The organism is Agromyces mariniharenae, assembly GCF_008122505.1.
Classification (GTDB): domain Bacteria; phylum Actinomycetota; class Actinomycetes; order Actinomycetales; family Microbacteriaceae; genus Agromyces; species Agromyces mariniharenae.
Map to the genome: position 1 here is coordinate 107,742 of NZ_VSSB01000001.1, position 21,671 is coordinate 129,412.

Here is a 21,671-nt window from a genome sequence, read left to right on the forward strand (position 1 = left end):
GCCCGGATCGAGCCCGATCGCCGAGGATTCATCGACTCGTCGGACGCCGTTCGCCGGCTCGTCGCCGGGGCGTCGGCTCGCGGCATCCGACCGTCAACCCCTCGCGCGCGGCCCGCCGACGGCGGATGATGGGGCCTGAGGGAAACCCGTCTGTTTGAGGAGGAGCACCATGTCATCCGTCGCAAGGGTCACCACCATCACCGTCCGTTCGGACAAGAGCTTCGAGGACGCCGTCGCGGTCGGCATCGAGCGGGCCGCGCAGACCCTGCGCCACGTGAGCGGCGCCTGGGTGAAGGAGCAGAAGGTCGAGGCGACCGAGGGCAAGATCACCGCCTGGTCGGTCGTCCTCGAGGTCAGCTTCGTGCTCGACTGACGGCAGCGGTCGGCGACGGCGACGATGCCGGCTCGGAACGGGGGCGGGAGGGCCTCAGCCCTCCCGTCCCGTCCTTCGTGACTCGGGGTGCGATCAGAAGCTGAAGCTTCCGGGAATGGCGAGGAACGCGCCGCTCGTTTCGTCTTCGATCGAGATGTCCGACCAGGTACCCGAGATCAGCGTCGCCTTCTGTCCCTTCGGGCAGTCGAGCACGGATGCCGCGGCCGGCGGGCTGAGCGGCAGCGAGCCGACGACGTTGCCGTTCTTGCCGGCGGTGAAGTCGTCACTGTTCGAGAACTCGTCAGAGATGGTGGTCTTCTTCGGGTCGCTCGGCACGTTGTTGCCGCCGTTGACGCACGAGAAGGTCGCGTCGAGGTGCGCGGTGACCGTGATGGTCTCCACCGAACCTGACTCGAGGCCGGCCTCCTTGAAGTCGACGACCAGTGAGGTCCCGTCGAGCGACGCAGTCGTCGCGTTCTTGATGAAGTGCGGACTGCCGGCGACCGCGGGTCCGGCGCCGACGAGCACGAGGGCGACCGCGGCTACGGCTGCGGCAGCCGCTGTGGCAATGCGGTGGTGGATGGACATGGAGGTTCCTTCCGATCGGGTTGTCGAACCGGTGGCTCGGCCGCATCGGGTCGCGACCCCCGTGGCCCGCTCGATCGGAACTGCGCGCGGCGTTCGCGGCCCATCGGCCGCGCCCCCATGGCAACGGTACGCGCCCGCTCCAACAGTCGGTAGACGAGAATGAGCTTTCCTCATGAAATGTCCCCCCATCTGGGGACACCCGCCCGGTCGTGGGTCGATGTCGCGCTCGACGACATCCGGCTCGCCCGACACCGTCTCGTCGCCGGCCGTTCACGTTCCCTCGGTAGAACGGCCGGGTGGATGCTGCGTGGGTCGCCGGCCTCGCGGCCTCGCCGTGGCTCGTGCCCGCGTTGTTCGCGCTCGTCGTCGGCGACGCGTTCCTCGTCGTCCTCCCGAGCGAGACGGCGGTCGTGGCGCTCGGCGCGCTGTGGGCGAGCGAGGGGGCACCACCCCTGCTCGCCGTGGTCGTCGCGGCCGCCGCGGGCGCAGTCGTCGGCGACGGCCTGTGCTACCTCATCGGGCGCCGCATCGGCCTGGACCGGTGGCGCTGGCAGCGCGAGGGTCGCGCCGCGGCGGCGATCACCCGCGCCCGGGCCACGGTGCACCGGCGCGCGGCCGTGCTCGTGTTCACGGCACGGTACGTGCCGTTCGCCCGCATCGCCGTGAACCTCGCGGCTGGGGCCGGACGGGTGCCGCTGCGGCACTACCTGCCGCTCTCGCTCGCGGCGGGCATCGCGTGGGCGCTCTACAACGTCGGCGTCGGCGCCATCGTCGGGAGCGCGTTCCGCGACGCCCCGCTCGTCGCGGTGGCGGTCTCGATCCCGATCGCGATCGCACTCGGGCTCCTCGTCGACCGGGTCGTCGCGGGGCTCGACGCCAGGACGGCGCCGAGCCCCGACGGCGATTCCGGGCCTACTCCCCCGCGAGACCGCCGATGAGGTGGCCCATCGGCCGATCGAGCGCGAACGGGTCGTTCACGAGCTCGGAACGGTCGGTGCGCTCGACGAGGTCGGCGAGCTCGCTCGCGCCGCGGAAGACGCGGTCGGGCAGCGAGCGCACGCCGTCGCCGGCCTCGCCCGTGCCGCCCCAGTCGCTCGTCGCGGCGAAGACACCGGTCGTGACCGGGATCGCGTGCAGGTAGGTGAACAGCGGGCGGATCGCGTAGTCGATCGCGAGCGAGTGGCGCGGGGTGCCGCCGGTCGCCCCGATCAGCACGGGCAGGTCGGTGAGCGCCTGCGGGTCGATCACGTCGATGAACGACTTGAACAGGCCCGCATAGCTCGTCGTGAAGATCGGCGTGACGGCGATGAGGCCGTCGGCCGACGCCACGGCGTCGAGCGCCTCCTGCAGCTTCGGCGGGGCGAAGCCCATGAGCAGGTGGTTCGTGATGTCGTGCGCGAGATCGCGCAGCTCGAACGTCTGCACCTCCACGTCGACGCCCCGCTCGCGCAGGATGCCGAGGGTGTCGGCGGCGAGCCGGTCGGCCAGCTGGCGGGTCGAGCTCGGGGTCGAGAGCCCCGCCGAGACGACGACGATCTTCTTCGTGCTCATCGCACGACCTCCTTGGTGGCGGCGGGGCCGAAGGCCGAGCCGCGCTGGTTCGAGGGCGAGGACGCGGCGGGCGCGGCCTGCTCGGCGTCCTGGTAGGGCGAGCCGAGGGTCAGGTTGTCGCCGCGGTTGGCGTTGGGCGTCGCCTGGCGGGGCGCCTCGTCGCCGTACTTCGCGCGCACGAGCGACGCGTGCGTGGGCGCGTCGGGCACGTCGGCGGGGCGGTCCTTCGCGAACTCCTCGCGCAGCACCGGCACGACCTCGCCGCCGAGCAGGTCGAGCTGCTCGAGCACGGTCTTCAGCGGGAGCCCGGCGTGGTCGATGAGCCAGAGCTGGCGCTGGTAGTCGCCGACGTAGTCGCGGAAGCCGAGCGTGCGGTCGATGACCTCCTGCGGGCTGCCCACGGTGAGCGGGGTCTGCTGGCTGAACTCCTCGAGGCTGGGGCCGTGGCCGTAGACCGGCGCGTTGTCGAAGTACGGACGGAAGTCGCGCACGGCGTCCTGCGAGTTCTTGCGCATGAACACCTGGCCGCCGAGGCCGACGATCGCCTGCGCGGCGGTGCCGTGGCCGTGGTGCTCGAAGCGCTGGCGGTACAGCGCGATCATGCGCTGCGTGTGCGAGGCGGGCCAGAAGATGTGGTTCGCGAAGAAGCCGTCGCCGTAGAACGCGGCCTGCTCGGCGATCTCGGGGCTGCGGATGGAACCGTGCCACACGAACGGCGGCACGCCGTCGAGGGGGCGCGGGGTCGACGTGAAGCCCTGGAGCGGGGTGCGGAACTTGCCCTCCCAGTCGACGACGTCCTCGCGCCAGAGGCGGTGCAGCAGCTCGTAGGACTCGAGGGTGATCGGCAGGCCCTGGCGGATGTCCTTGCCGAACCACGGGTACACGGGGCCGGTGTTGCCGCGGCCGAGCATGAGGTCGGCGCGGCCGCCAGACACGTGCTGCAGCATCGCGTAGTCCTCGGCGATCTTGACCGGGTCGTTGGTCGTGATCAGCGTGGTCGCGGTCGACAGCTGCAACGTCGACGTCTGGCCGGCGATGTAGGCGAGGGTCGTGGTGGGCGACGACGACCAGAACGGCGGGTTGTGGTGCTCACCGAGCGCGAAGACGTCGAGTCCGACCTCCTCCGCGTGCTTGGCGATCGTCAGCGTCGCCTGGATCCGCTCGGCCTCGGTCGGGGTTCGACCGGTCGTGGGGTCCTGCGTGATGTCGCTGACCGTGAAGATTCCGAACTGCATCTCGCCCTCCTGGGCTCTTCCTGCTACTCCATGCGTTTGCATGCAATCGTATCGAACGGATGCCCCGTCGAATTTATTCCCTCATCGTTTCCGTCACGTCCGCGCGAGCTCGAGCACCCGCTCCGCGGCATCCGCGAGCGCGACCCCGTAGCCCCGGCCGTGGCCCGCGGCGTGCACGGCGAGCGGATGCAGCTGATGCAGCGGGACGCGCTCGCGCCACCCCGCTCGCAGGGGCGCCGCCGCGTCGTACGCGGCGAGCACGGCGTCGAGGTGCGGACAGCCGAAGAGCGCGAGCATCGCGAGGTCGGTCTCGCGGTGGCCGCCGTGCGCCGCCGGGTCGATGAGCACGACGCCGCGTGCCGACCAGAGCACGTTGCCGTTCCAGAGGTCGCCGTGCAGGCGGGCGGGCGGCTCGTCGTCGTCGAACGCACCCGCCGCGATGACCTCGAGCGCCGCGCGCACGAGTCGGCCCTCCGCCGGCGTCGTGTCGCCCACCTCCTCGGCGATCCCGAGGTACGGCAGCACGCGGTCGCGCGCGTAGAACACGCCCCAGGTGCGCTCGGATGCCGCGGGGAGCCGGCGTCGGCCGATGAACATCGTCCCGTGCCACCCGTCGGGCGGGGCGCCGAACGCCCGGGCGCCGGCGGCGTGCGTGCGGGCGAGGGCGGCACCGAACGCCTGCGCCGCCGCACGGTCGGGACGCGTCTCCTCGACGCGCTCGAGCTCGATCCGCCCGGGCGACACGGCCGCGACGCCCACCGTGCCGGCGCCGCCCGCCGCGGCCAACCACGCCAGGCCGGCCGCCTCCGCCTCGAAGAAGCCGTCGGGGGCATCCGCCCGGCGCTTCACGATCGTTCGCACCGGGACAGTCTGGCGCACGGACGCGGGGCCCGCCGCATGCGACGGGCCCCGCGGATCTCGACCGTGGATCAGTCGGTCTCGGTGGGACCGTGGTCGTGGTCGTGCTCGAGACCACCCGCGTCGCCGTTGACGACGCCCTCGGGTCCCGCGGGTGCCGGCAGGGTCAGGCCGCCGGGCACCGGGACGCCGACGACGCCGTTCACGGACTCCGTCGAGTACGCGTAGGCGAGCACCGCGAGGGCGATCGCGTCGACGTTGACGTCGAACGCCGCCATGTTGATGTTGTCGAGCGTGTCGCACGCCTGGTGGTAGCACTGGTCGTACGACTCACCGGCGACGCCGCCCCAGATCGCCTGCTGCTCGGCGGTCTTGACGACCTCGGCGCCCGTGAAGAGGCCACCCGCCGGGATGCCCACGCGGATGAAGGCGTCGTAGTCGCTCCGGCCGCTGAACTGCGCGTCGTCGTACGGCTGGCCGACCGACGTGTAGTAGCTCTCGAAGAGGTCCTCGATCTGCACCGAGCCGTCGGGGATCGGCACGCCCTGCGGGGCGTTCCAGCCGGTCTCGTCGCCGTCGTACACCATGAAGATGTGGTTGGGCGACGCCACCATGTCGAAGTTCAGGTAGAGCGCGATGCGGTCGCGCTCCTCCTGGCTGAGCTCGGCGACGTACTCCTCGGAGCCGATCAGGCCGGCCTCCTCGGCGCCCCACCACGCGAGGCGCACGGTGTTCTGCGGCTCGAGCTTCGAGATGCTCTGGGCGAGCTCGAGCAGCGAGGCCGATCCGCTGCCGTTGTCGTTGATGCCGGGCCCGGCCTGCACGCTGTCGAGGTGCGCACCCGCCATCACCACGTTGTCGTCGTTCACGCCGGACTTCTCGGCGATGACGTTCTTCTGCGGACGCGACTCGGGCGCGGGCACGAAGACGTGCGCGGACGAGCCGGCCTGCGAGAGGGCGACGCCCTGCTGGTAGCTCGCGCCGACGACGGGGATGTCGACCACGTTGGAGCCGCCGAGCGTGCCGACGATGAGCCCGTTGCGAGCATCGGTCGCGTCGTTGCCCTGGTTGAAGATGATCACGCCGGCGGCACCGGCGGCATCGGCGTTGATCGCCTTGTCGGCGAAGGGGCAGGTGCCGCGCTGGATCAGCGCGATGCTCCCGGCCGGGAAGGCGGCGAAGTCCGCCGGCTCGCATCCGCTCGTGCTCGTGTTGCCGATGCCGAGCTGGATGTCCACGGGGACGACCGCGGCGGTGACGTTCCCGGGCCCGCTACCGGTGAACGGCCCGGTCGGGTACTCCGCGTTGACCGGGGTCAGCTGGGTGAGCGTCGACGGCCCGACATAGGTGAAGGGGAACTCGTCGATCGACACGTTCCAGCCCGCGGCCTCGAGCGTCTCGACCACGTAGTCGACGCTCGCCTCGTAGCCGGGTGTGCCCGCGGCCCGGGTGTCCCCGTTCGCATCGGCGATCGCCTGGAGCGCCTCGAGGTGTTCGCGTGCTCCGTCGGCGTCGACGCACTCGAGCAGCTTCGACACCGTGTTGTTGTTCCGGTTGTCGCACTTCGCCGCGGGGGCGGGAGCGGCGGCGAGCGCGGCGCCGGTCGGAACGAGGGCGATGGTGAAGGCCGCCGCCGTCGCGATCGCGAGCGTGCGGGCGCGCCTGGAAAGTGGTGCAGATGGGTACATCGTCTTCCCTTCCGTGCGAGTGTCCTCGTTGACACTCGTCTGGGGGAGCCTAAGCGGAGCCCGTGCGCGGGCGGAAGCCCCGCACCCGAAATGCCCCGCCCCGCGCACGATTGCTGCGTGGTCGCGCTCCCCGCTGGCTAGACTCTGCCGTGATGGGCACGATTTCGGTCATCATCCCGTGTCTCGACGACGCGGGTTTCCTCGTCGCCTGCCTCGACGCCCTGGCGAGGCAGACCCGCCCGGCCGACGAGGTCATCGTCGTCGACAACGGCTCCACGGATGCCTCGGTCGAGGTCGCGCTCGCCGCCGGCGCCCGCGTGGTCGACCAGCCCGTGCGCGGCATCTGGCCGGCGACCGCGGCCGGATTCGACGCGGCATCCGGCGACGTGCTGGCCCGCCTCGACACCGATTCGGTGCCCGCGCCCGACTGGCTCGAGCGCATCGAGCAGCGGATGTCGCGCCGCGACCACCCGACGGTCGTGACCGGCACGGGGGCGTTCTACGGGCAGACCGCGCCGCGCCGCTGGATCGCCCGGTACGTCTACCTCGGGGGGTACTTCACCGTGATCGGCGCGCTGCTGGGGCATCCGCCGATCTACGGATCGAACTACGCCATCCGCGCCGATGCGTGGCTCGTGCTGCGCGACGTCGTGCACCGCGATCGCCCAGACCTGCACGACGACCTCGACCTCGCGTGGTGGCTGCGCCCCGGCATGACGGTCGTGTACGACCGGTCGCTCGTGGTGGGCGTCTCGGCGCGGCCGTTCGACAGCTTCGCCGAGCTGCGCCGGCGCGTGCGCATGGCGTTCCACACGCTCGGCGTCGAGTGGCGCGCGTGGCCGCCGTTGGAGCGACGCGCCGACCGGCGGATCGAGGTCGACCTCGTGTCGCCCGCCATGCTCGCCGAGGCGACGGATCCCGACGGCGACGGCGAGCGGCCGCTGCCCGCCTGACCGGGCCTACGGCACGGAATCGGTCTGTTCGAAGAGCTCCCGCATGTCGCGTACGAGCTGGTGCGGCGCCGTCTCGCACGGGCTGTGCCCGGTCGCGTAGACCGCGAGCCGCGCCCCGATCCGCTGCGCGAACCGCTCGTGCAGCTCGCGCGGCCACAGGTCGTGTGCCCCGACGGCAACGAGCTTCGGCACGGGCGACGCGGCGAGGCGCGCCCGCAGGTCGGGCGTGCGCATCATCAGCCCGATGATGTCGTCGACGCTCTCCCGACGGGTCAGCGCGAACCGCTCGCGCACGAACGCGAGGCGCCGCGGCGGCACCTTGTTGAGGTTGTTGCGGATGCCCCAGAGCATGAGCGCCGCGCCCTGCCGCGGCGACGTGAACCCGCTGATCGGCCCGATCCGCTTCACCCCCCGGAAGGCCTGCCCGGGCTCGGGTGGCGCGCTCAGCAGGGTGAGGCTCGCGAACCGGTCGGGGCGCTCGAGCAGCGCGAGCTCGGCGAGCGTGGCCGCGAAGCTGTAGCCCAGCACGTGCGCGTCGCCGGCGCCGTCGTCGAGCACCGCGAGCAGGTCGTCGAGGAAGAGGCGCTCGTCGTAGCGGCTGCGCGGCGGGTCGAGGTTCCACGGTCCGGCGTTCCACGACTCGTACTGCCCGGCGAGGTCGTAGGACTCCACCCGGAATCCGGCGTCGGCCAGGAGCGGCATCATGAGGACGAAGTCCTCCTTCGATCCCGTCGCGCCGGGTACGAGCACGACACGGGGCCCGTCGGCCGGGCCGAGCGCGACGCGCGCGAGCGGACCGCTGGGCGCCGCGAACTCGGTCCGCTCGGTGCCGGGCGGGAAGGCGCGCCAGTCGAGGTCGGGGATGGCGGCGTCGAGCGCGAGGGCCTCGCCGCCGGGCACGGCCTCGTGCGACGGCACCGCCTCGTTCACGGGCACGTCGTCGGGCGACGCGCCGCGCCGACGGAACGAACCGAGCACCCCTCCGAATGCGACCACGCCACGAGGATACTCGCGGCGTGCGGGTCGCCCACAGCGAACACCGGGCGATCCCCCGCCCGGCCGACATAGGGTGGTCGCATGGCTACCGTGGCGCTCACCCTTGACGACTTCGAGAAGACCATCCTCGAGGGCGGCACCGTCCTCGTCGACTTCTGGGCGGAGTGGTGCGGTCCCTGCCGCCAGTTCGCGCCGAACTACGAGGCGGCGTCCGAGGCGAACCCCGACCTCGTCTTCGCGAAGGTCGACACCGAGGACCAGCAGCAGCTCGCCGCCGCGATGAACATCACGTCGATCCCCACGATCATGGCGTTCAAGGACGGCATCGGCGTGTTCGCGCAGGCCGGCGCACTCCCCCGTCCGATGCTCGACGACCTCATCTCCCAGGTGCGGGCGCTCGACATGGACCGCGTGCGCGCCGAGCTCGCGCAGCGCGAGACCGAGCAGGCGGTCGGCTCCTCGCAGGCCACCGAGGGCTGAGCCCGGCGCTCAGGCGTCGAGGCCTTCGAGCCCGCTGAGGTCGAGATCGATGCCGTAGGGGCGTGATGCGCCCGTGATGATCGCGGGGACGCGCACGTAGGTCCCCCGCTCGCGCAGCCCGTCGAGCAGGTCGACCCAGCGGTCCTCGGCGACCCGGCCCAGGAAGCCGGCGTGGCGTGGACGGTCGCCGCCCACGAGCTGCACGCCGATGCGGTACCGGCGCTTCAGCCACCGGCTCGCACGGGGCACGAGCACGGCGTGCTGCTCGGCGCCGCCGTAGAGCCGCGCCAGCTCAATCGCGGGCTGGTGCCGGTTCGCCTCGTCGACGGGCACGACCGAACGCACCTCCCGCTCGCGTCGGGGCGCGTCGAGCACGTCGAGTCCCTCGAGCGTGGAGAGGTCGCCCCACCGGTCGGGGTTCGTGCGCCGGGCGCTGCGGACGAGCGAGACGATGAGCCATGCGATCGCGAGGCCGATGACCACCATGTAGGGCCAGAACACCGCGGGCGGGCCCTCGGGCCGGACCACCCCGGTCAGCAGGAGCAGCCCGATGAGCACGAGGAACGGGAGCGGCTCCCAGGCGAGCAGGGGCTTCGAACGGGGAGCGGGCATGCCTCTCAGGCTATCGCTCAGCGCAGGCCGGGCAGCCGCGCTGCGACCTCGTCGAGCACGGCTTCGTCGGCGGCGTAGAGGCCGTGTTCGCGCGGCCAGTGCGACACGACGTCGGTGAACCCGAGTTCCGCGGCCCGGCCCACGGCGTCCTCGAACGCCCGGACGCTCGCGAGGCTGTGGAACGCCTCGGAATCGAGCGAGAGCGTGCGGGCGATCGTCGACGGATCGCGGCCGATCGCGTCGCACGCGTCGTCGAGCCGCGCCGAGAGCTCGCCCGCCGCGCGCCACCACGACTGGGCGTCGTCGCCGTCGCGCGACGTGGTGACCCAGCCGTCGCCGAGGCGGGCGGCCAGCGCGAGCGCCTTCGGTCCGTTCGCGGCGAGGTGCAGCGGCATCCGCGGATGCTGCGACGGCTCGCCGACCATGCGTGCACTCGACGCGGTGTACCAGGATCCCTCGAACGAGACGCCGCCCGACCCGGGCGCCTCGAACCGCAGCAGCACGTCGAGCGCCTCGACGAACTCGGCGTACCGCTCGAACCGCTCGCGGGGCGTCAGCTCGGGTTGGCCGAGCACGTACGCGTCGAACCCGGTGCCGCCCGAGCCGAGGCCGAGCAGCACGCGGCCGCCCGCGACCTGGTCGACCGTGGCGATGTCCTTCGCGAACGGCACGGGATGGCGGTAGTTCGGCGACGCGACGAACGTGCCGAGCCCGATGCGGCTCGTGACGGTCGCCGCGGCGGTCAGCGTCGGGACCGTCGCGTGCCAGCGTTCGCCCGCGAGGCCGCGCCACGCGAGGTGGTCGTAGGTCCACGCGTGGTCGAACCCGTACTCCTCGGCCGCGCGCCAGCGTCTCGCCGCCTCGGGCCAGTCGTACTGGGGCAGGATGACGACGCCGAACCGCATGGGCCCGAGCCTAGCGTCGGTCGGCGGATGCCGCGGAGGCGGGCACGGGTTCGCCGCCGAGCTCGACGGCGACGCCGGCCGGCTCGGGCGCAGGGCGCTCCATGCGCACGCAGATGATGCCGCCGAGGATCAACAGGCCGCCGAGGATCTGCAGCGGACCGAGCGCCTCGCCGATGAGGATCCAGCCGACGATGCCCGCGAACACCACCTCGGAGAGGCCGAGGAATGCCGCGAGGCGCGAGCCGAGCATTCGGATGGCGGCGAGGCCCGCCACGTAGGCGAACGCCGTCGAGACCGCGCCGACCGTGAGCAGCGGCACCCACCACGGCGCCGTGCCGCCGAGGAACGGGACGTCGGTGAGCGTCGCCTCCATCGGGAGCAGGCCCACGAGCCCGGTGAGCGCGAGCGCGATCGCGCCGACGACGAACCCGGCAGCGATGAGCGCCACGGGCGGGAGCTGCTCGGCGGCGCGCTCGCCGATCGCGTAGTAGACGCAGACGCCGATCATCGCCACGGCCGCGAACAGCAGCCCGAGGGGGTCGAGCGAGCCGCCGCCCGGCCCGATGACGAGCACGAGCCCGGCGATGGCGAGCACCGAGCCGGCGAGGACGATGCGCTGCGGCATCCGTCGCGTGCGCACCCAGGCGAAGAGCACGAGCGCGATGGGCGCGAGGTACTCGATGAGGAGCGTCATCGAGACGGGGATGCGCTCGAGCGAGGCGTAGAACGCGAACTGCACGCCGGCGACGGCGACGAGGCCGTAGACGAGCACCGTCCACTTCGCGCGCCAGAGCGGGCGCAGGTCGAAGCGGAGGGCGATGAGTCCCGGCACGGCGAGCAGCAGGGCCGCCACGGTGATGCGCGCGAGCACGGCCGCCCCGGGCGACCAACCGCTCTCGAGGAGCGGCTTCACGAACACGCCGCCGGCGCCGAACGCGAGCCCGGCCGCGAGGCCGAGCGCGATGCCGATCAGGCCTCGCGATGCGCGCATGGCCGCCTCCCCGGAAAGTTCGTGGATGTCGGCGCCGTCATGGGCGAACGCCATTATGCTGATGACGTTACCGGAGCAGGATGTCAGGAGTCAAATGATTTTCACCGATGACACGACCGCGGCGCTGAACTTCGTCGCGGCGCTCGCCGACACGGTGCCCGAGGCCTCCGAGTCCGGCGAGGACGAGCTCGCCACGACGGCCCAGCTCGACGCCCTGCTCGACGCGTGGCTCTACTCCGGACGGCGCGACGGCGACGCCCGCGAGCTCGCCGAGGTCGTCGCCGCGCGCGAGCGGCTGCGCGCGCTGTGGGCGCTCGACCGCGACGACGCGGTCGTCGAGGTGAACGCGATCCTCACCGAGTCGAGGGCGATCCCCCGCCTGGTGCGGCACGACACGCTCGACTGGCACATCCACGCCACGTCGCTCGACGCGCCGCTCGCCGAGCGCATCCTCGTCGAGGCGGCGATGGCGCTCGTCGACGTCATCCGCGCCGACGAGGCCGACCGCATGCGGGCGTGCGCCGCCGACGACTGCACGGGCATCTTCCTCGACCTCTCGAAGAACGGCTCCCGCCGCTTCTGCTCGACGCGGTGCGGCAATCGCATGGCCGTGCGAGCGTACCGGGCGCGCAGCACGGGATAGCGCCGGTCGCGGCATCCGCCCGCGGCATCGACACATGACGAAGGCCCCCACCGTGCATGCACGGTGGGGGCCTTCGCAAGAAGTTCGCGGTATCAGCGAGAGCCGCGTCGAATGACGCTTAGCGGCGCAGGCCGAGACGCTCGATGAGCGAGCGGTAGCGGTTGATGTCCACGTCGGCGAGGTAGCCGAGCAGACGACGACGCTGACCGACGAGGAGCAGCAGGCCACGACGCGAGTGGTGGTCGTGCTTGTGCTCCTTGAGGTGCTCGGTGAGGTCCTTGATGCGCTTGGTGAGCAGCGCGATCTGGACCTCGGGGGATCCAGTGTCACCGGGGTGCGTCGCGTACTCTTCGATGATCGCCTTCTTGACATCTGCTTCAAGTGCCATAGATGGGATCCCCTTTCTCCTCGTTGCGCGCTGCCCGGGGCCTTGTGCCTGGGCTCTCTTGATGCGCGGCCGTCATGACGGCAACCTGAAGAGTCTACCAGAGCGGATGCCGCGCGGCCGACGACCCCGACGCCGGCGCCGGGCACGCCCCCCACTCTGGCGACTGCCCGGCGTGGCCGCCGCGGAGTAGCGTTCGGGCCAGGTGGTCGAGATGCCCCCGGACGACGCACGATCGGAGCTCGAGGCGAGAGTGTACTCCCGCGCCGGGGCCGACGAGCCGCGCGTCGAGCGGTTCGATCCCGAGACCGGCGACACGCTCGTCGTCTCGGAGAGCGAGTGGCTGCTGCTGCAGGCCGACCGGGCCGCGCGATCGGCGACAGGCGATGCGGAGTCGGCGTCGGCGGACGAGTCGGCCGCGGAGGCGTTCGTCGCCGAGCAAGGCCCATCGGATGCCGCGACAGGGCGACGCTGGCGGCCGGCCACGACGACGGTCGTCGCCGCGATGGTCGGGCTCGCCGCAGGGGCCGCCCTGGTCGCCGGCGGGCTCTGGGCTGCCGGCACGACCCAGCAGGCGCCGACGCTCGAGCTGGCGATCACCCCCGCGCCGACGGCGTCGGAGATGCTCGCCGACGAGACGCTCTACAGCGCCGCGGCGCTCGAGATCTTCCGGGATCCGGCCCGCGACCCCGGCTCGCTCCCGTCGTGGCTGCGCGAGGTGTTCCCCGAAGCCCGGGTGGCGCGACTCGTCGCCGCGGCCGACGGGCCGATCCCGGGCGTGAGCGTGTACGCGGCCACGACCGACTACACGACTGCGTGCCTCATCGTGCGCCTGGATGCGAGCGGGATGGTGTGGAACTGCCGCCCGATCCGGAACGTGCTCGAGGACGGGATGCGCCTGCACGCCCCGATCCCCGCGAACGTCGGCACGGATGCCGACCTCGACGGCGACGGCATCTCGGGCGATGCCTCGCGCACCGACCTGCTCACCGTCGACTGGCATGCCGACGGCTCGTTCGACGTGCGGCGCACGTCGGGGTGAGATCGTGCGCCGGCTCAGGTCGTCGTGTCGATGACGAGCTTCCCGTGCACGTCGCCGGCGCCGATCCGGCGCAGCGCTTCGGGCACCTCGGCCAGCGGCAGCACGGCATCGATCACCGGATGCACCTCGCCCTCCGCCACGCCGGCGTCGAGCTCCTCCAGTCCCTCGTTGGGCTTCGCCGCCAGCAACCGGTACGACCGCCCGTCACGCCCGAGCCGGGAGCCGAACGCGAACGTCGCGAGGATGATGCCCATGCGGCCGCCGATGATCACGAACCGTCCGCCGGGCGCCAGCATGGCCTGGTACTCGCGCAGGCGGCGCTGCGCGACGAGCTCGATGATCGCGTCGTAGCCGCCGTCGGGCGGCACGGCCGCCGCGGCATCCGCGAGGTCGATCGCGTGCGTCGCGCCGAGCCCGGTGAGCAGCTCGAGCTTGTCGGCGCGATCGACGGCCGTGACGATCGCGCCCGCGCGATGCGCGAGCTGCACGGCGAGCGTGCCCGCTCCCCCGCCGGCGCCGTTCACGAGCACCCGGTCCCCTCGGCCGACCTTCGCGAGGGCGAGCCCCTGCACCGCGAGACCGCCGGCCTGCGGCAGCGCGGCGGCGTCGACGAAGCCGATGGCGTCGGGGATGCGCCGCAACGCCGTCGCATCAGCGGCGACGAACTCGGCGAAGCCGCCCCAGCCGGCGCCCGAGAGGTCGCCGTGCACGCGGTCGCCGACGGCGAACCCGCTCGCGCCCTCGCCGAGGGCGACCACCTCGCCCGCGACGTCCGCACCGAGCACGCGCATGCGCGGTCGGAACAAGCCGCCCATGCGGGCGAACAACGGGCGCCCGCGCAGCAGGTCCCAGTCCCACGAGTTCACGGATGCCGCGTGCACCCGCACGAGTACCTGCCCGGGGCCGGGCTCGGGTCTCGGCGCGTCGACGAGGCGCAGGCGCTCAGGGCCGCCGTACCGCTCGTACCGCACCGCCCGCATGCCGCGAGCCTATCGAGGTGCGGTGCCCGACCGGGGCGGGAATGCCCGGTCGACGCGTCCGCGGAATACCGACGGGGCCACGCCGGTTCCGATGCATGTGGATGTGATCGAGGTGGACGTCGCCGTGATCGGCGCCGGGCAGGCAGGCCTCTCGGCCGCCCACCACCTGCAGCGCCGCGGTTTCGTGCCCGTGACGCGCGAGCCGTCGGCCGACCGCACGTTCGTGGTGCTCGACGCGAACGCCGCTCCCGGAGGCGCCTGGCAGCATCGCTGGGCATCCCTGCGCATGGCGACCGTCAACGGCATCCACGAGCTGCCCGGCTTCCCGGTGCCGCCCGCGGACCCGGCCATGCCGAGCCGCGACGCGCTGCCCCCGTACTTCGCGGAGTACGAGCGGCGCTTCGACCTCGAGGTGCAGCGTCCGGTGTCGGTCCGCGCGGTGCGCCGCGCCGACGACGACCCCGACGGGCGCCTCCTCGTCGAGACCGACCGGGGCACGTGGGCCGCACGCTACGTCATCAACGCGACCGGCACCTGGACCCGCCCGTTCCGTCCGTACTACCCCGGCATCGAGCGGTTCCGCGGGCGGCAGCTGCACGTGGCCGACTACGTCTCGGCCGAGGAGTTCACGGGCGAGCGCGTCGTCATCGTGGGCGCCGGCGTGTCGGCCGTGCAGCTGCTCGACGAGATCTCGCATGTCGCCGAGACCGTCTGGATGACGCGACGCGAGCCAGAGTGGGTCGAGGAGGACTTCGACCTCGCCGCGCGCAGCGCGGCGATCGCGGGCGTCGAGGCGCGCGTGCGTCGCGGCCTGCCGCCGGGCAGCGTCATCGCCGTCACCGGGATGCACTGGACGCCGTGGGCACGGGCGGCGCAGGCGCGCGGCGCGCTGGTGCGGCATCCGATGTTCGCGTCGATCGAGGAGCACGGCGTGCGCATGCCCGACGGCTCGTTCATCGCGGCCGACGTCATCCTGTGGGCGACCGGGTTCCGCCCGGCGCTCGACCACCTCGCACCCCTCAGGCTGCGGACGCCCGAGGGCGGCTTCCGCGTCGCCGACACGCGGTCGCTCGACGAGCCGCGGCTGTTCCTCATCGGCTACGGGCCGTCGCAGTCCACGGTCGGCGCGAACCGCGCCGGGCGCGCGGCCGTGCAGCAGATCGTGATGGCGGAGCAGGCACGTCGAGACGGGGTCGCAACCGCCGTCGCGGCATCCGCGGCCTGATTGCCGACCCGCGGCGGCGGGGGCAGACTGGCGGCATGGCGTTCACGATGAAGCGCGTGTACGAGCCCGCCGAGGCATCCGACGGCTATCGCGTGCTCGTCGACCGCCTCTGGCCCCGCGGCGTGAAGAAGGAGCGCGCGGAGCTCGACGAGTGGGACAAGGACGTCGCGCCCTCCCCCGAACTGCGCACCGAATGGCACCACCACCGTGAGCGGTTCGACGAATTCGCTGCCCGGTACCGCGCGGAGCTCGACGCGGGCGAGGCCGCGAAGGCCCTCCTCGAGGCGGGTCGGGAGCACGACCGCGTGACCCTCGTGTTCGCCGCGCGCGACGAGCAGGTCAACCACGTCAGCGTGCTGCTCGGGTGGCTGGCCGACCACGGGGCATCCGTCGAGTCCTAGGGCGACGGATGCCGCGGGCGGCCCCTTGCAGGTGCACGGGCGGCGGCGTAGCGTGCCGAGAAACGCGAGGAAGTGAGCAATCACCATGATCACGAAGAGGCACGCTCGGACCGCGGCACTGACGATCGCCGCCGCAGCCGCACTCACCTTCGCCGGCGCCGGCGCGGCCCAGGCCGCACCCGCCATCCCGCTCACGGGCGGGCAGGAGGCGCCGAAGCCGAACAACTTCGGCGCGCACGGCTCGTTCAGTTACGAGATCGACGACGACCTCAACGAGTTCTGCTACACGCTCGACGTGACGGGACTCTCCGCACCGGCGACCGCTGCGCACGTGCACGTCGCGCCACGCAATGTCCCGGGTCCGGTCGTCGTCCCGCTGGTCGTGCCGAATGAGACCGACTTCTCGGTCAGCGGCTGCACCATCGTGAACAACGAGGCACTGCTGGACGACATCGCGGCGAACCCTGGCGCGTACTACGTCAACGTGCACAACGCGAACAACATGCCTGGGGAGATCCGGGGCCAGCTGAAGTAGCACCGGCCACAGGGCGCCGCCTCACGCCGTTCGGTGGTCGGATCTTCACGTGACCCGGGAGGTCGCGCCATGATGACCACCGAGCGACGAATCGAGGAGCGCACCGGATACCCGCCGCCCGCGCTCACCGCAGCGGTGCTCGCGGTCCTCGCGATCGTGCTCGCCGTGGTCGGGGTCTGGGCGCTCGCCGAGACGTCGGCCCGCGCGTTCGCGACCTACACCCCGGTCGAGGCGTCCGTCGTCGACGAGCACGGCGAGCGGCTGGTCGTCGCCGACCGGCGCGGCAACCGCACCGAGACGGTCCGCGTCGTGAGCGTCGAGCTCCCCGACGGCGCGCGTGCCGACCTGCGCAGCGCCGACCTCGGCGTCGGCACGACCGCGACGGTCTACCTGAGCAGCACGGGGACGGTGTCCGAGTCGCCGCCCGAGCCGCCGAGCCTCCTGGAATGGATGATCGGCGCGGCGGCCGTGGTTGCTGCGGTCGTGCTCGGGGTCCTGTCGGTGCGCGTCGTGCTGCGGTTGCGCAGATCCTCTTGACGGTGTGGCGTTTCAGGCGATGATCGGCGCTTTCCGGCTCATCGCGGTGTCAGTGGGTCCTGTTTGGATGGACCCATGCCCGCCTCCCTCGACCTCGCGCATGAAGCGGCGCTCGAGGCGGAGTTGGCGGCGATCTCCACGTTCGAGACGGCGATCCGGCAGCTCCAGGCCCGGGCAGTACCGGTGCATCCAGCGGGCTCGCGAGCTCGGGGCCGACGTCGAGCGCGTGACCGAGTCGAGCACCCCGCGCGAGCGCGACATGGCGAAGCGCTCGTTCGTCGCCGAACTCGCGACGACGCTCGGGCGGCACGAGGCATCCGCTTCGCGTCTCGTTGCCGAGGCCGAACGACTCACCGGTCCCCGCCACGCGACGCTCGACGCGCTGGCGGCGGGAGAGCTCGCGCTCACGCAGGTGCGCTCGGTGCTCGAACTGACGCACGACCTTCCGGTCGAGGTCGCCGACGCGGTCGAGCAGGTCGCCCTCGATGCGGCATCGGCCGCGGCGGCGAACGGCGTCGTGTCCACGAACGCCGACGTCCGGCGGCGCATGCGCCGCGTGCGCGAGCGGCTGCACCCCCAGCCGTTGGCCGATCGACGAGCGCGCGCCGTCGACGATCGGCGCGTCTGCCTCGATCCCGCACCCGACGGCATGGCGTGGCTGAGCCTGCACCTCGAGGCCGAGCGCGCCGTCGCGATCGACGCGCGCCTCACCGCGCTCGCGGCGCGCCCGACCGAAGCCGGCGACATGCGCACGTCACTGCAACGCGCCGTCGACGTCGCGGCCGATCTGCTGCTCGGCGGTGGGCTGCTCGGCGGTGGGCTGCTCGGCGGTGGGCTGCTCGGCGGTGGGCTGCTCGACGACGAGCGCACGCGCCACGACGCTACCGTCATCGGCGCAGTGGTGCCCCGCATCAACGTGACCGTGCCGGTGCTGACGCTGCTCGGGCTCGATGACGAGCCGGCCGAGCTCGAGGGGTACGGCCCGATCGACCCCGAGACCGCCCGGCTGCTCACCGTGCACGCGCCGTGGATACGTCGCATCCTGGTGCACCCCGAGACCGGCGCCGTGGTGAGCTACGGCCGCGAGCGCTATCGAGTGCCGGCCGATCTCGCCGGGCTCGTGCGGTTCCGCGACGGGCAGTGCCGTTTTCCGGGCTGCTCACGGCCCGCCACGCACGCCGATCTCGACCACACCACGGCCTTCGCACGCGGGGGCACGACCTCCGCGACGAACCTCGCGGCGCTCTGCGAACCTCACCATCACCTCAAGCACGAGAGCAGGTGGCGGGTGCTGCAGGAGCCCGGCGGCGTGATGCGCTGGACCTCACCAGCGGGTCACGTGCTGAGAACGCTGCCCGAGCGGCCGTTCATGCCGGTCGGTGCGGGCGAGGGGGTCGACGCAGCGGATGCCGCGTGCCCGGCGTCGACGGCGATCGCGCGGCGCATCGAACCGCCGCCGATTCCGCCCGATCCGAGCCCAACGATCGATGAGGAGTGGCAGGCATTGCTCGAGTGGTACGAGCCGGTGCCGTTCTGAGCGAGCGCGCGCAACGTCGGAGGCGCGCCTGGCTCGATCACGACGGCACGAGCGGGAAGATCGCCGGCCAGCCGTTGTGCGCGTAGACGATGACGCAGAACACGACCGCGTCGAAGATGAGGTGCACGATCAGCACGTACGTGAGCGACTTCGTGAGCTTGAAGGTGTAGCCCTGGATGAGCGTGAACGGGATCGTGAGCAGGGGCCCCCACGACTGGTAGCCGAGCTCCCACAGGAACGAGACGAACACGACCGACTGCAGCAGGTTGGCCTGCCAGGTCGGGAAGTGGCGGCGCAGCAGCGCGAAGACCGTGCAGATGAAGAACAGCTCGTCCCACGTGCCGACGGCGTTGACGCCGACGAAGAGGCGGGCGATCTCGTCGGGCGTAGTGACCGTCGGCCAGTTCTCGTAGACGCCCGAGGTGATGAAGTAGAAGGGCAGGATGAGCCAGCCCGCTACGGTGACGGCGATGAGGTAGATCCACTGGGTGCGGGTCCAGCGCCGTCCGGTGCGCCACGGGAAGCGGATGACCCGGTCGCCGTACCAGTAGCGGGAGATCACGTAGGGCACGGCCACCGCGAGGCCGAGCACCACGGCGAAGCGCACCATGCTCCAGTACGCGATGTCCGCCTCGAGGGGCATCGTCGAGATGATGACCTGGCCGATCGCGATGAGGAGGAGGTCGGGCAGGAGTCGGTCGGTGCGACCCGACCGGTCGACCAGCCACGCGACCACGAGGCCCACGGCGAGCACGGCGTAGCCGAGGAGGTTCTGCTCGAATCCGAACAGCAGCACCGCCGCGCCGCACACCAGCACCGCGGGCACGAGGCCGATCGGGTGCGTGCGCACCTCGCTCGGGGCGGCGACGGGAGCGGCGGTCACCGCTCCAGCTTCGCAAGCGGCGATTGCCGCGGCAAGTGCGCCCGCGGCGAGTGCGGCCATGCGTGTCGGCCCGACATGGCACGATCGGGTGCATGACACGGATGCCCCGGCCCTTCCCCCATCCGTCCACTCACCCGGCGATCGTGCCGCCGTACCTGCTCATGCGCATCGCGTCGACCGACGATCCCGCCTACGCCGACGCCGCGGAGGCCGCGCGGCGCTCGCTCCTGCGCGACGCCCCGCTGCGCGAGTTCCGCGCGGCCGGCGAACTGCCGTCGTTCATGGGCCCCGAGCGTCCGGCACGCGACGAGCGGCCTGCTGCGGCCCCCGGCACGGCGCCGCAGCCCGACCGGCGCATCTCCGACGCCGAGGGCGACGACAAGCTGCCCGGGCGCCTCGTGCGCCGCGAGGGCGAGCCGCCGACCGCCGACACGGCGGTGAACCAGGCGTACGACGGGCTCGGCGACACCTTCGAGATGTTCGCCCGCGTCTTCGCACGCGACTCGATCGACGACGCCGGAATGCCGCTCGAGGCCACCGTGCACTACGGCGACCGCTACGACAACGCCTTCTGGGACGGCGAGCGCATGGTGTTCGGCGACGGCGACGGCGAGGTGTTCCGCGGCTTCACCGAATCGATCAGCGTCATCGGCCACGAGCTCGCGCACGGCGTCACCGAGCGCACGGCGCGCCTGCGCTACCAGGGGCAGTCGGGCGCGCTCAACGAGCACGTCTCCGACGTGTTCGGCGCGCTCGTCGAGCAGTACGCGAAGGGGCAGGATGCCGCGTCGGCGACCTGGCTCATCGGGGAGGGGGTCTTCACCGACGCCGTCGACGGTCGCGCCATCCGCTCGATGATCGAGCCGGGCACCGCGTACGACGACGACGTGCTCGGGCGCGACCCGCAGCCCGACCACTTCGACCGCTACATCGAGACCGACGAGGACAACGGCGGGGTGCACCTCAACTCGGGCATCCCCAACCGCGCCTTCGCACTCGCGGCCGTCGAGCTCGGCGGCTTCGCGTGGGAGACGGTCGGCCGGATCTGGTACGACGTGCTCACCTCGGGGCGGCTGAAGCCGACGTCGAACTTCCGCGAGTTCGCACGGGAGACGGTGCGCGCCGCGCAGGAGCGCCACGGGCGCACGTCGCGCGAGGCGCGGGCCGTCGCGAACGGCTGGGCCACCGTCGGCATCGAGGTGCCGCCCACCCCGTGATCCCGACGGCCGCGGCCGGTTCGGCACGGCGGCGCCGGGAGTACGATCGCGACATGGACGTCATCGTGTCGCGGAGCGGCGGCCTGGCGGGCCTTCGGCTCACGTGGGAGGTGCGCGTCGACGAGCAGCCCGACGCCGAGGCCTGGTACCTCCTCATCGAGGAGATCCCGTGGGGCAAGCCCCCGCCCGTGCCGCCCGAGCCCGACCGGTTCGTCTACCGCATCCGGTGCGCGCCGCACGAGGCGACGCTCGCGGAGCGCCAGCTCGTGGGTCCGTGGCGGGAGCTCGTCGACCGCGTGCAGGATGCGAGCGAGCCCGAGCGCGGGCGAGCGACCGGCGGCGCCGAGGGTCGACGACCCACGGCTACGCCGGCAGCGCGGCCGACGCCGACCGACGCGGAGCGCTGACGCCGGCACGCTGCAGCCCCACGACGCCGAGCGCGATGAGGCCCTGGGCGGCGAGGTACGTCGTCATCACGGTGAGGTCGTGCAGCGCGAACTCGTAGCCCGGCAGGAAGCGTCCGAGCGCGAGCACCGAGTCGGAGACGACGAACAGCGCGCCGCCCAGCGCGACGACCCCGCCGATGCCGCCGGCGAGCGCCGCCATCGTGCCGAGCACGAGCCCGTAGATCGCCACCGGCACGAACAGCGCCCCGAGGTGCGGCCCGAGCAGGGCGAGGAACGCCGCGTACCAGAGGACGTAGACGAGCGTCCATACGGGAAGACGCCGGCCGCGCGGTGGCAGCCGCTGGAACAGCGCGATATACGCGACGTGCCCGAGCAGGAACGAGACCAGCCCGACGACGAACCAGAGGTCGCCGGGGAAGGTGAGCAGGACGTCACCGCCCCACGAGAGCGCGATGGCCGCGAGCAGCAGCACGGGCACTGCGCCGTGCAACGGCCGGAACGCCAGGAGCACCCCGAGCGCGAGCGCCGGCATGAGCAGCACCTTGGTGACCGTGACCGCCGTGGGATCGGGCGCCACCTGGAGCACCACGAGGTGCACGACCGAGAGCACCGCGTACGGCGCGAACGCGACGGGTGGGGCGACGGTCAT

General features: G+C 72.4%; 26 protein-coding genes. 13 read left to right on the forward strand and 13 right to left on the reverse strand.

The annotated features are described in order from the left end of the window. Window positions 1-169 precede the first annotated feature (169 nt). Window positions 170-373 (forward strand): dodecin family protein, encoded by a 204-nt coding sequence (locus FYC51_RS00490; protein WP_148731735.1) that lies wholly within the window; start codon window positions 170-172, stop codon window positions 371-373. 93 nt (window positions 374-466) lie between these two features. Here the strand turns inward: FYC51_RS00490 and FYC51_RS00495 are convergent, their stop codons facing one another. Then, window positions 467-961, reverse strand: coding sequence for a hypothetical protein (locus FYC51_RS00495; protein WP_148731737.1), 495 nt, complete (start codon window positions 959-961; stop codon window positions 467-469). Between the two features lie 296 nt (window positions 962-1,257). Here FYC51_RS00495 and FYC51_RS00500 point away from each other — a divergent pair, with 296 nt between their 5' ends. Then, the gene (locus FYC51_RS00500; protein WP_148731739.1) at window positions 1,258-1,899 is read left to right on the forward strand and encodes a DedA family protein; all 642 of its coding nucleotides are present in this window, start codon (window positions 1,258-1,260) and stop codon (window positions 1,897-1,899) included. On the opposite strand, the gene FYC51_RS00505 is transcribed toward FYC51_RS00500, so the two are convergent. The 4 genes from FYC51_RS00505 to FYC51_RS00520 form a co-directional block, all read right to left on the reverse strand. Beyond that, window positions 1,874-2,512, reverse strand: a complete 639-nt coding sequence (locus FYC51_RS00505; RefSeq protein WP_148731741.1) for an FMN reductase — start codon at window positions 2,510-2,512, stop codon at window positions 1,874-1,876. The two genes, FYC51_RS00500 and FYC51_RS00505, sit on opposite strands and share 26 nt — an antisense overlap. After that, window positions 2,509-3,747, reverse strand: a complete 1,239-nt coding sequence (locus tag FYC51_RS00510) for an LLM class flavin-dependent oxidoreductase (protein ID WP_148731742.1) — start codon at window positions 3,745-3,747, stop codon at window positions 2,509-2,511. Before FYC51_RS00510 ends, FYC51_RS00505 begins: the two co-directional genes overlap by 4 nt. Before the next feature lie 93 nt (window positions 3,748-3,840). Continuing rightward, window positions 3,841-4,599 (reverse strand): fructosamine kinase family protein, encoded by a 759-nt coding sequence (locus FYC51_RS00515; protein ID WP_148734039.1) that lies wholly within the window; start codon window positions 4,597-4,599, stop codon window positions 3,841-3,843. A gap of 77 nt (window positions 4,600-4,676) precedes the next feature. Next, a complete protein-coding gene (locus FYC51_RS00520; RefSeq protein WP_148731744.1) occupies window positions 4,677-6,293 on the reverse strand; it encodes a M28 family metallopeptidase in 1,617 nt (538 codons plus the stop codon). Window positions 6,294-6,445: 152 nt separating this feature from the next. On the opposite strand from FYC51_RS00520, the gene FYC51_RS00525 reads away from it, so the two are divergent. Continuing rightward, window positions 6,446-7,246, forward strand: coding sequence for a glycosyltransferase family 2 protein (locus FYC51_RS00525; protein ID WP_148731746.1), 801 nt, complete (start codon window positions 6,446-6,448; stop codon window positions 7,244-7,246). A gap of 6 nt (window positions 7,247-7,252) precedes the next feature. On the opposite strand, the gene FYC51_RS00530 is transcribed toward FYC51_RS00525, so the two are convergent. Then, window positions 7,253-8,176: an alpha/beta fold hydrolase gene (locus FYC51_RS00530; protein WP_148734040.1), complete on the reverse strand. Its 924-nt coding sequence runs from the start codon at window positions 8,174-8,176 to the stop codon at window positions 7,253-7,255. 147 nt (window positions 8,177-8,323) lie between these two features. Between FYC51_RS00530 and trxA the strand changes: the two genes are divergently transcribed. Beyond that, entirely contained in the window at window positions 8,324-8,722 is a 399-nt protein-coding gene (gene trxA / locus FYC51_RS00535; protein WP_148731748.1) for a thioredoxin, read from the forward strand. A 9-nt stretch (window positions 8,723-8,731) separates the two neighbouring features. Here trxA and FYC51_RS00540 read toward each other — a convergent pair whose 3' ends face one another. Genes FYC51_RS00540 through FYC51_RS00550 form a run of 3 tightly spaced genes read right to left on the reverse strand, consistent with a single transcriptional unit; the run spans window position 8,732 to window position 11,230 of the window. Further along, window positions 8,732-9,334, reverse strand: coding sequence for a hypothetical protein (locus tag FYC51_RS00540; RefSeq protein WP_148731750.1), 603 nt, complete (start codon window positions 9,332-9,334; stop codon window positions 8,732-8,734). A gap of 17 nt (window positions 9,335-9,351) precedes the next feature. Continuing rightward, on the reverse strand, window positions 9,352-10,239 hold the full coding sequence (locus tag FYC51_RS00545; RefSeq protein ID WP_148731751.1) for an LLM class flavin-dependent oxidoreductase: 888 nt from the start codon (window positions 10,237-10,239) through the stop codon (window positions 9,352-9,354). A 10-nt stretch (window positions 10,240-10,249) separates the two neighbouring features. After that, complete coding sequence (locus tag FYC51_RS00550; protein ID WP_148731753.1) at window positions 10,250-11,230, reverse strand: EamA family transporter; 981 nt, start codon at window positions 11,228-11,230, stop codon at window positions 10,250-10,252. Window positions 11,231-11,324: 94 nt separating this feature from the next. Here FYC51_RS00550 and FYC51_RS00555 point away from each other — a divergent pair, with 94 nt between their 5' ends. After that, window positions 11,325-11,873: a CGNR zinc finger domain-containing protein gene (locus FYC51_RS00555; protein WP_148731755.1), complete on the forward strand. Its 549-nt coding sequence runs from the start codon at window positions 11,325-11,327 to the stop codon at window positions 11,871-11,873. 118 nt (window positions 11,874-11,991) lie between these two features. On the opposite strand, the gene rpsO is transcribed toward FYC51_RS00555, so the two are convergent. Next, window positions 11,992-12,261, reverse strand: coding sequence for a 30S ribosomal protein S15 (rpsO, locus tag FYC51_RS00560; RefSeq protein WP_130351110.1), 270 nt, complete (start codon window positions 12,259-12,261; stop codon window positions 11,992-11,994). 211 nt (window positions 12,262-12,472) lie between these two features. Here rpsO and FYC51_RS00565 point away from each other — a divergent pair, with 211 nt between their 5' ends. After that, window positions 12,473-13,300: a hypothetical protein gene (locus FYC51_RS00565; protein WP_148731757.1), complete on the forward strand. Its 828-nt coding sequence runs from the start codon at window positions 12,473-12,475 to the stop codon at window positions 13,298-13,300. A 14-nt stretch (window positions 13,301-13,314) separates the two neighbouring features. On the opposite strand, the gene FYC51_RS00570 is transcribed toward FYC51_RS00565, so the two are convergent. Further along, window positions 13,315-14,280 (reverse strand): NAD(P)-dependent alcohol dehydrogenase, encoded by a 966-nt coding sequence (locus tag FYC51_RS00570; protein WP_148731758.1) that lies wholly within the window; start codon window positions 14,278-14,280, stop codon window positions 13,315-13,317. Between the two features lie 91 nt (window positions 14,281-14,371). Here FYC51_RS00570 and FYC51_RS00575 point away from each other — a divergent pair, with 91 nt between their 5' ends. From FYC51_RS00575 to FYC51_RS00595, 5 genes are all read left to right on the forward strand, one after another. Next, window positions 14,372-15,505: an NAD(P)-binding domain-containing protein gene (locus FYC51_RS00575; RefSeq protein WP_148731760.1), complete on the forward strand. Its 1,134-nt coding sequence runs from the start codon at window positions 14,372-14,374 to the stop codon at window positions 15,503-15,505. 35 nt (window positions 15,506-15,540) lie between these two features. Then, the gene (locus FYC51_RS00580; protein ID WP_148731762.1) at window positions 15,541-15,906 is read left to right on the forward strand and encodes a DUF488 domain-containing protein; all 366 of its coding nucleotides are present in this window, start codon (window positions 15,541-15,543) and stop codon (window positions 15,904-15,906) included. An 85-nt stretch (window positions 15,907-15,991) separates the two neighbouring features. Next, window positions 15,992-16,441 carry a CHRD domain-containing protein gene (locus FYC51_RS00585; RefSeq protein WP_148731764.1) on the forward strand — a complete coding sequence of 150 codons (450 nt, stop codon included), beginning with the start codon at window positions 15,992-15,994 and terminating at the stop codon, window positions 16,439-16,441. A 69-nt stretch (window positions 16,442-16,510) separates the two neighbouring features. Further along, window positions 16,511-16,978: a hypothetical protein gene (locus FYC51_RS00590; RefSeq protein ID WP_148731766.1), complete on the forward strand. Its 468-nt coding sequence runs from the start codon at window positions 16,511-16,513 to the stop codon at window positions 16,976-16,978. A 226-nt stretch (window positions 16,979-17,204) separates the two neighbouring features. Further along, the gene (locus tag FYC51_RS00595; protein ID WP_187432425.1) at window positions 17,205-18,515 is read left to right on the forward strand and encodes an HNH endonuclease signature motif containing protein; all 1,311 of its coding nucleotides are present in this window, start codon (window positions 17,205-17,207) and stop codon (window positions 18,513-18,515) included. A 37-nt stretch (window positions 18,516-18,552) separates the two neighbouring features. On the opposite strand, the gene FYC51_RS00600 is transcribed toward FYC51_RS00595, so the two are convergent. Beyond that, the gene (locus FYC51_RS00600; RefSeq protein ID WP_222863187.1) at window positions 18,553-19,398 is read right to left on the reverse strand and encodes a CPBP family intramembrane glutamic endopeptidase; all 846 of its coding nucleotides are present in this window, start codon (window positions 19,396-19,398) and stop codon (window positions 18,553-18,555) included. Window positions 19,399-19,490: 92 nt separating this feature from the next. On the opposite strand from FYC51_RS00600, the gene FYC51_RS00605 reads away from it, so the two are divergent. Then, window positions 19,491-20,615, forward strand: coding sequence for a M4 family metallopeptidase (locus tag FYC51_RS00605; protein WP_238476152.1), 1,125 nt, complete (start codon window positions 19,491-19,493; stop codon window positions 20,613-20,615). 53 nt (window positions 20,616-20,668) lie between these two features. After that, entirely contained in the window at window positions 20,669-21,022 is a 354-nt protein-coding gene (locus FYC51_RS00610) for a protealysin inhibitor emfourin (protein ID WP_148731772.1), read from the forward strand. Here the strand turns inward: FYC51_RS00610 and FYC51_RS00615 are convergent. Beyond that, the gene (locus tag FYC51_RS00615; RefSeq protein WP_148731774.1) at window positions 20,979-21,671 is read right to left on the reverse strand and encodes a lysoplasmalogenase; all 693 of its coding nucleotides are present in this window, start codon (window positions 21,669-21,671) and stop codon (window positions 20,979-20,981) included. The two genes, FYC51_RS00610 and FYC51_RS00615, sit on opposite strands and share 44 nt — an antisense overlap.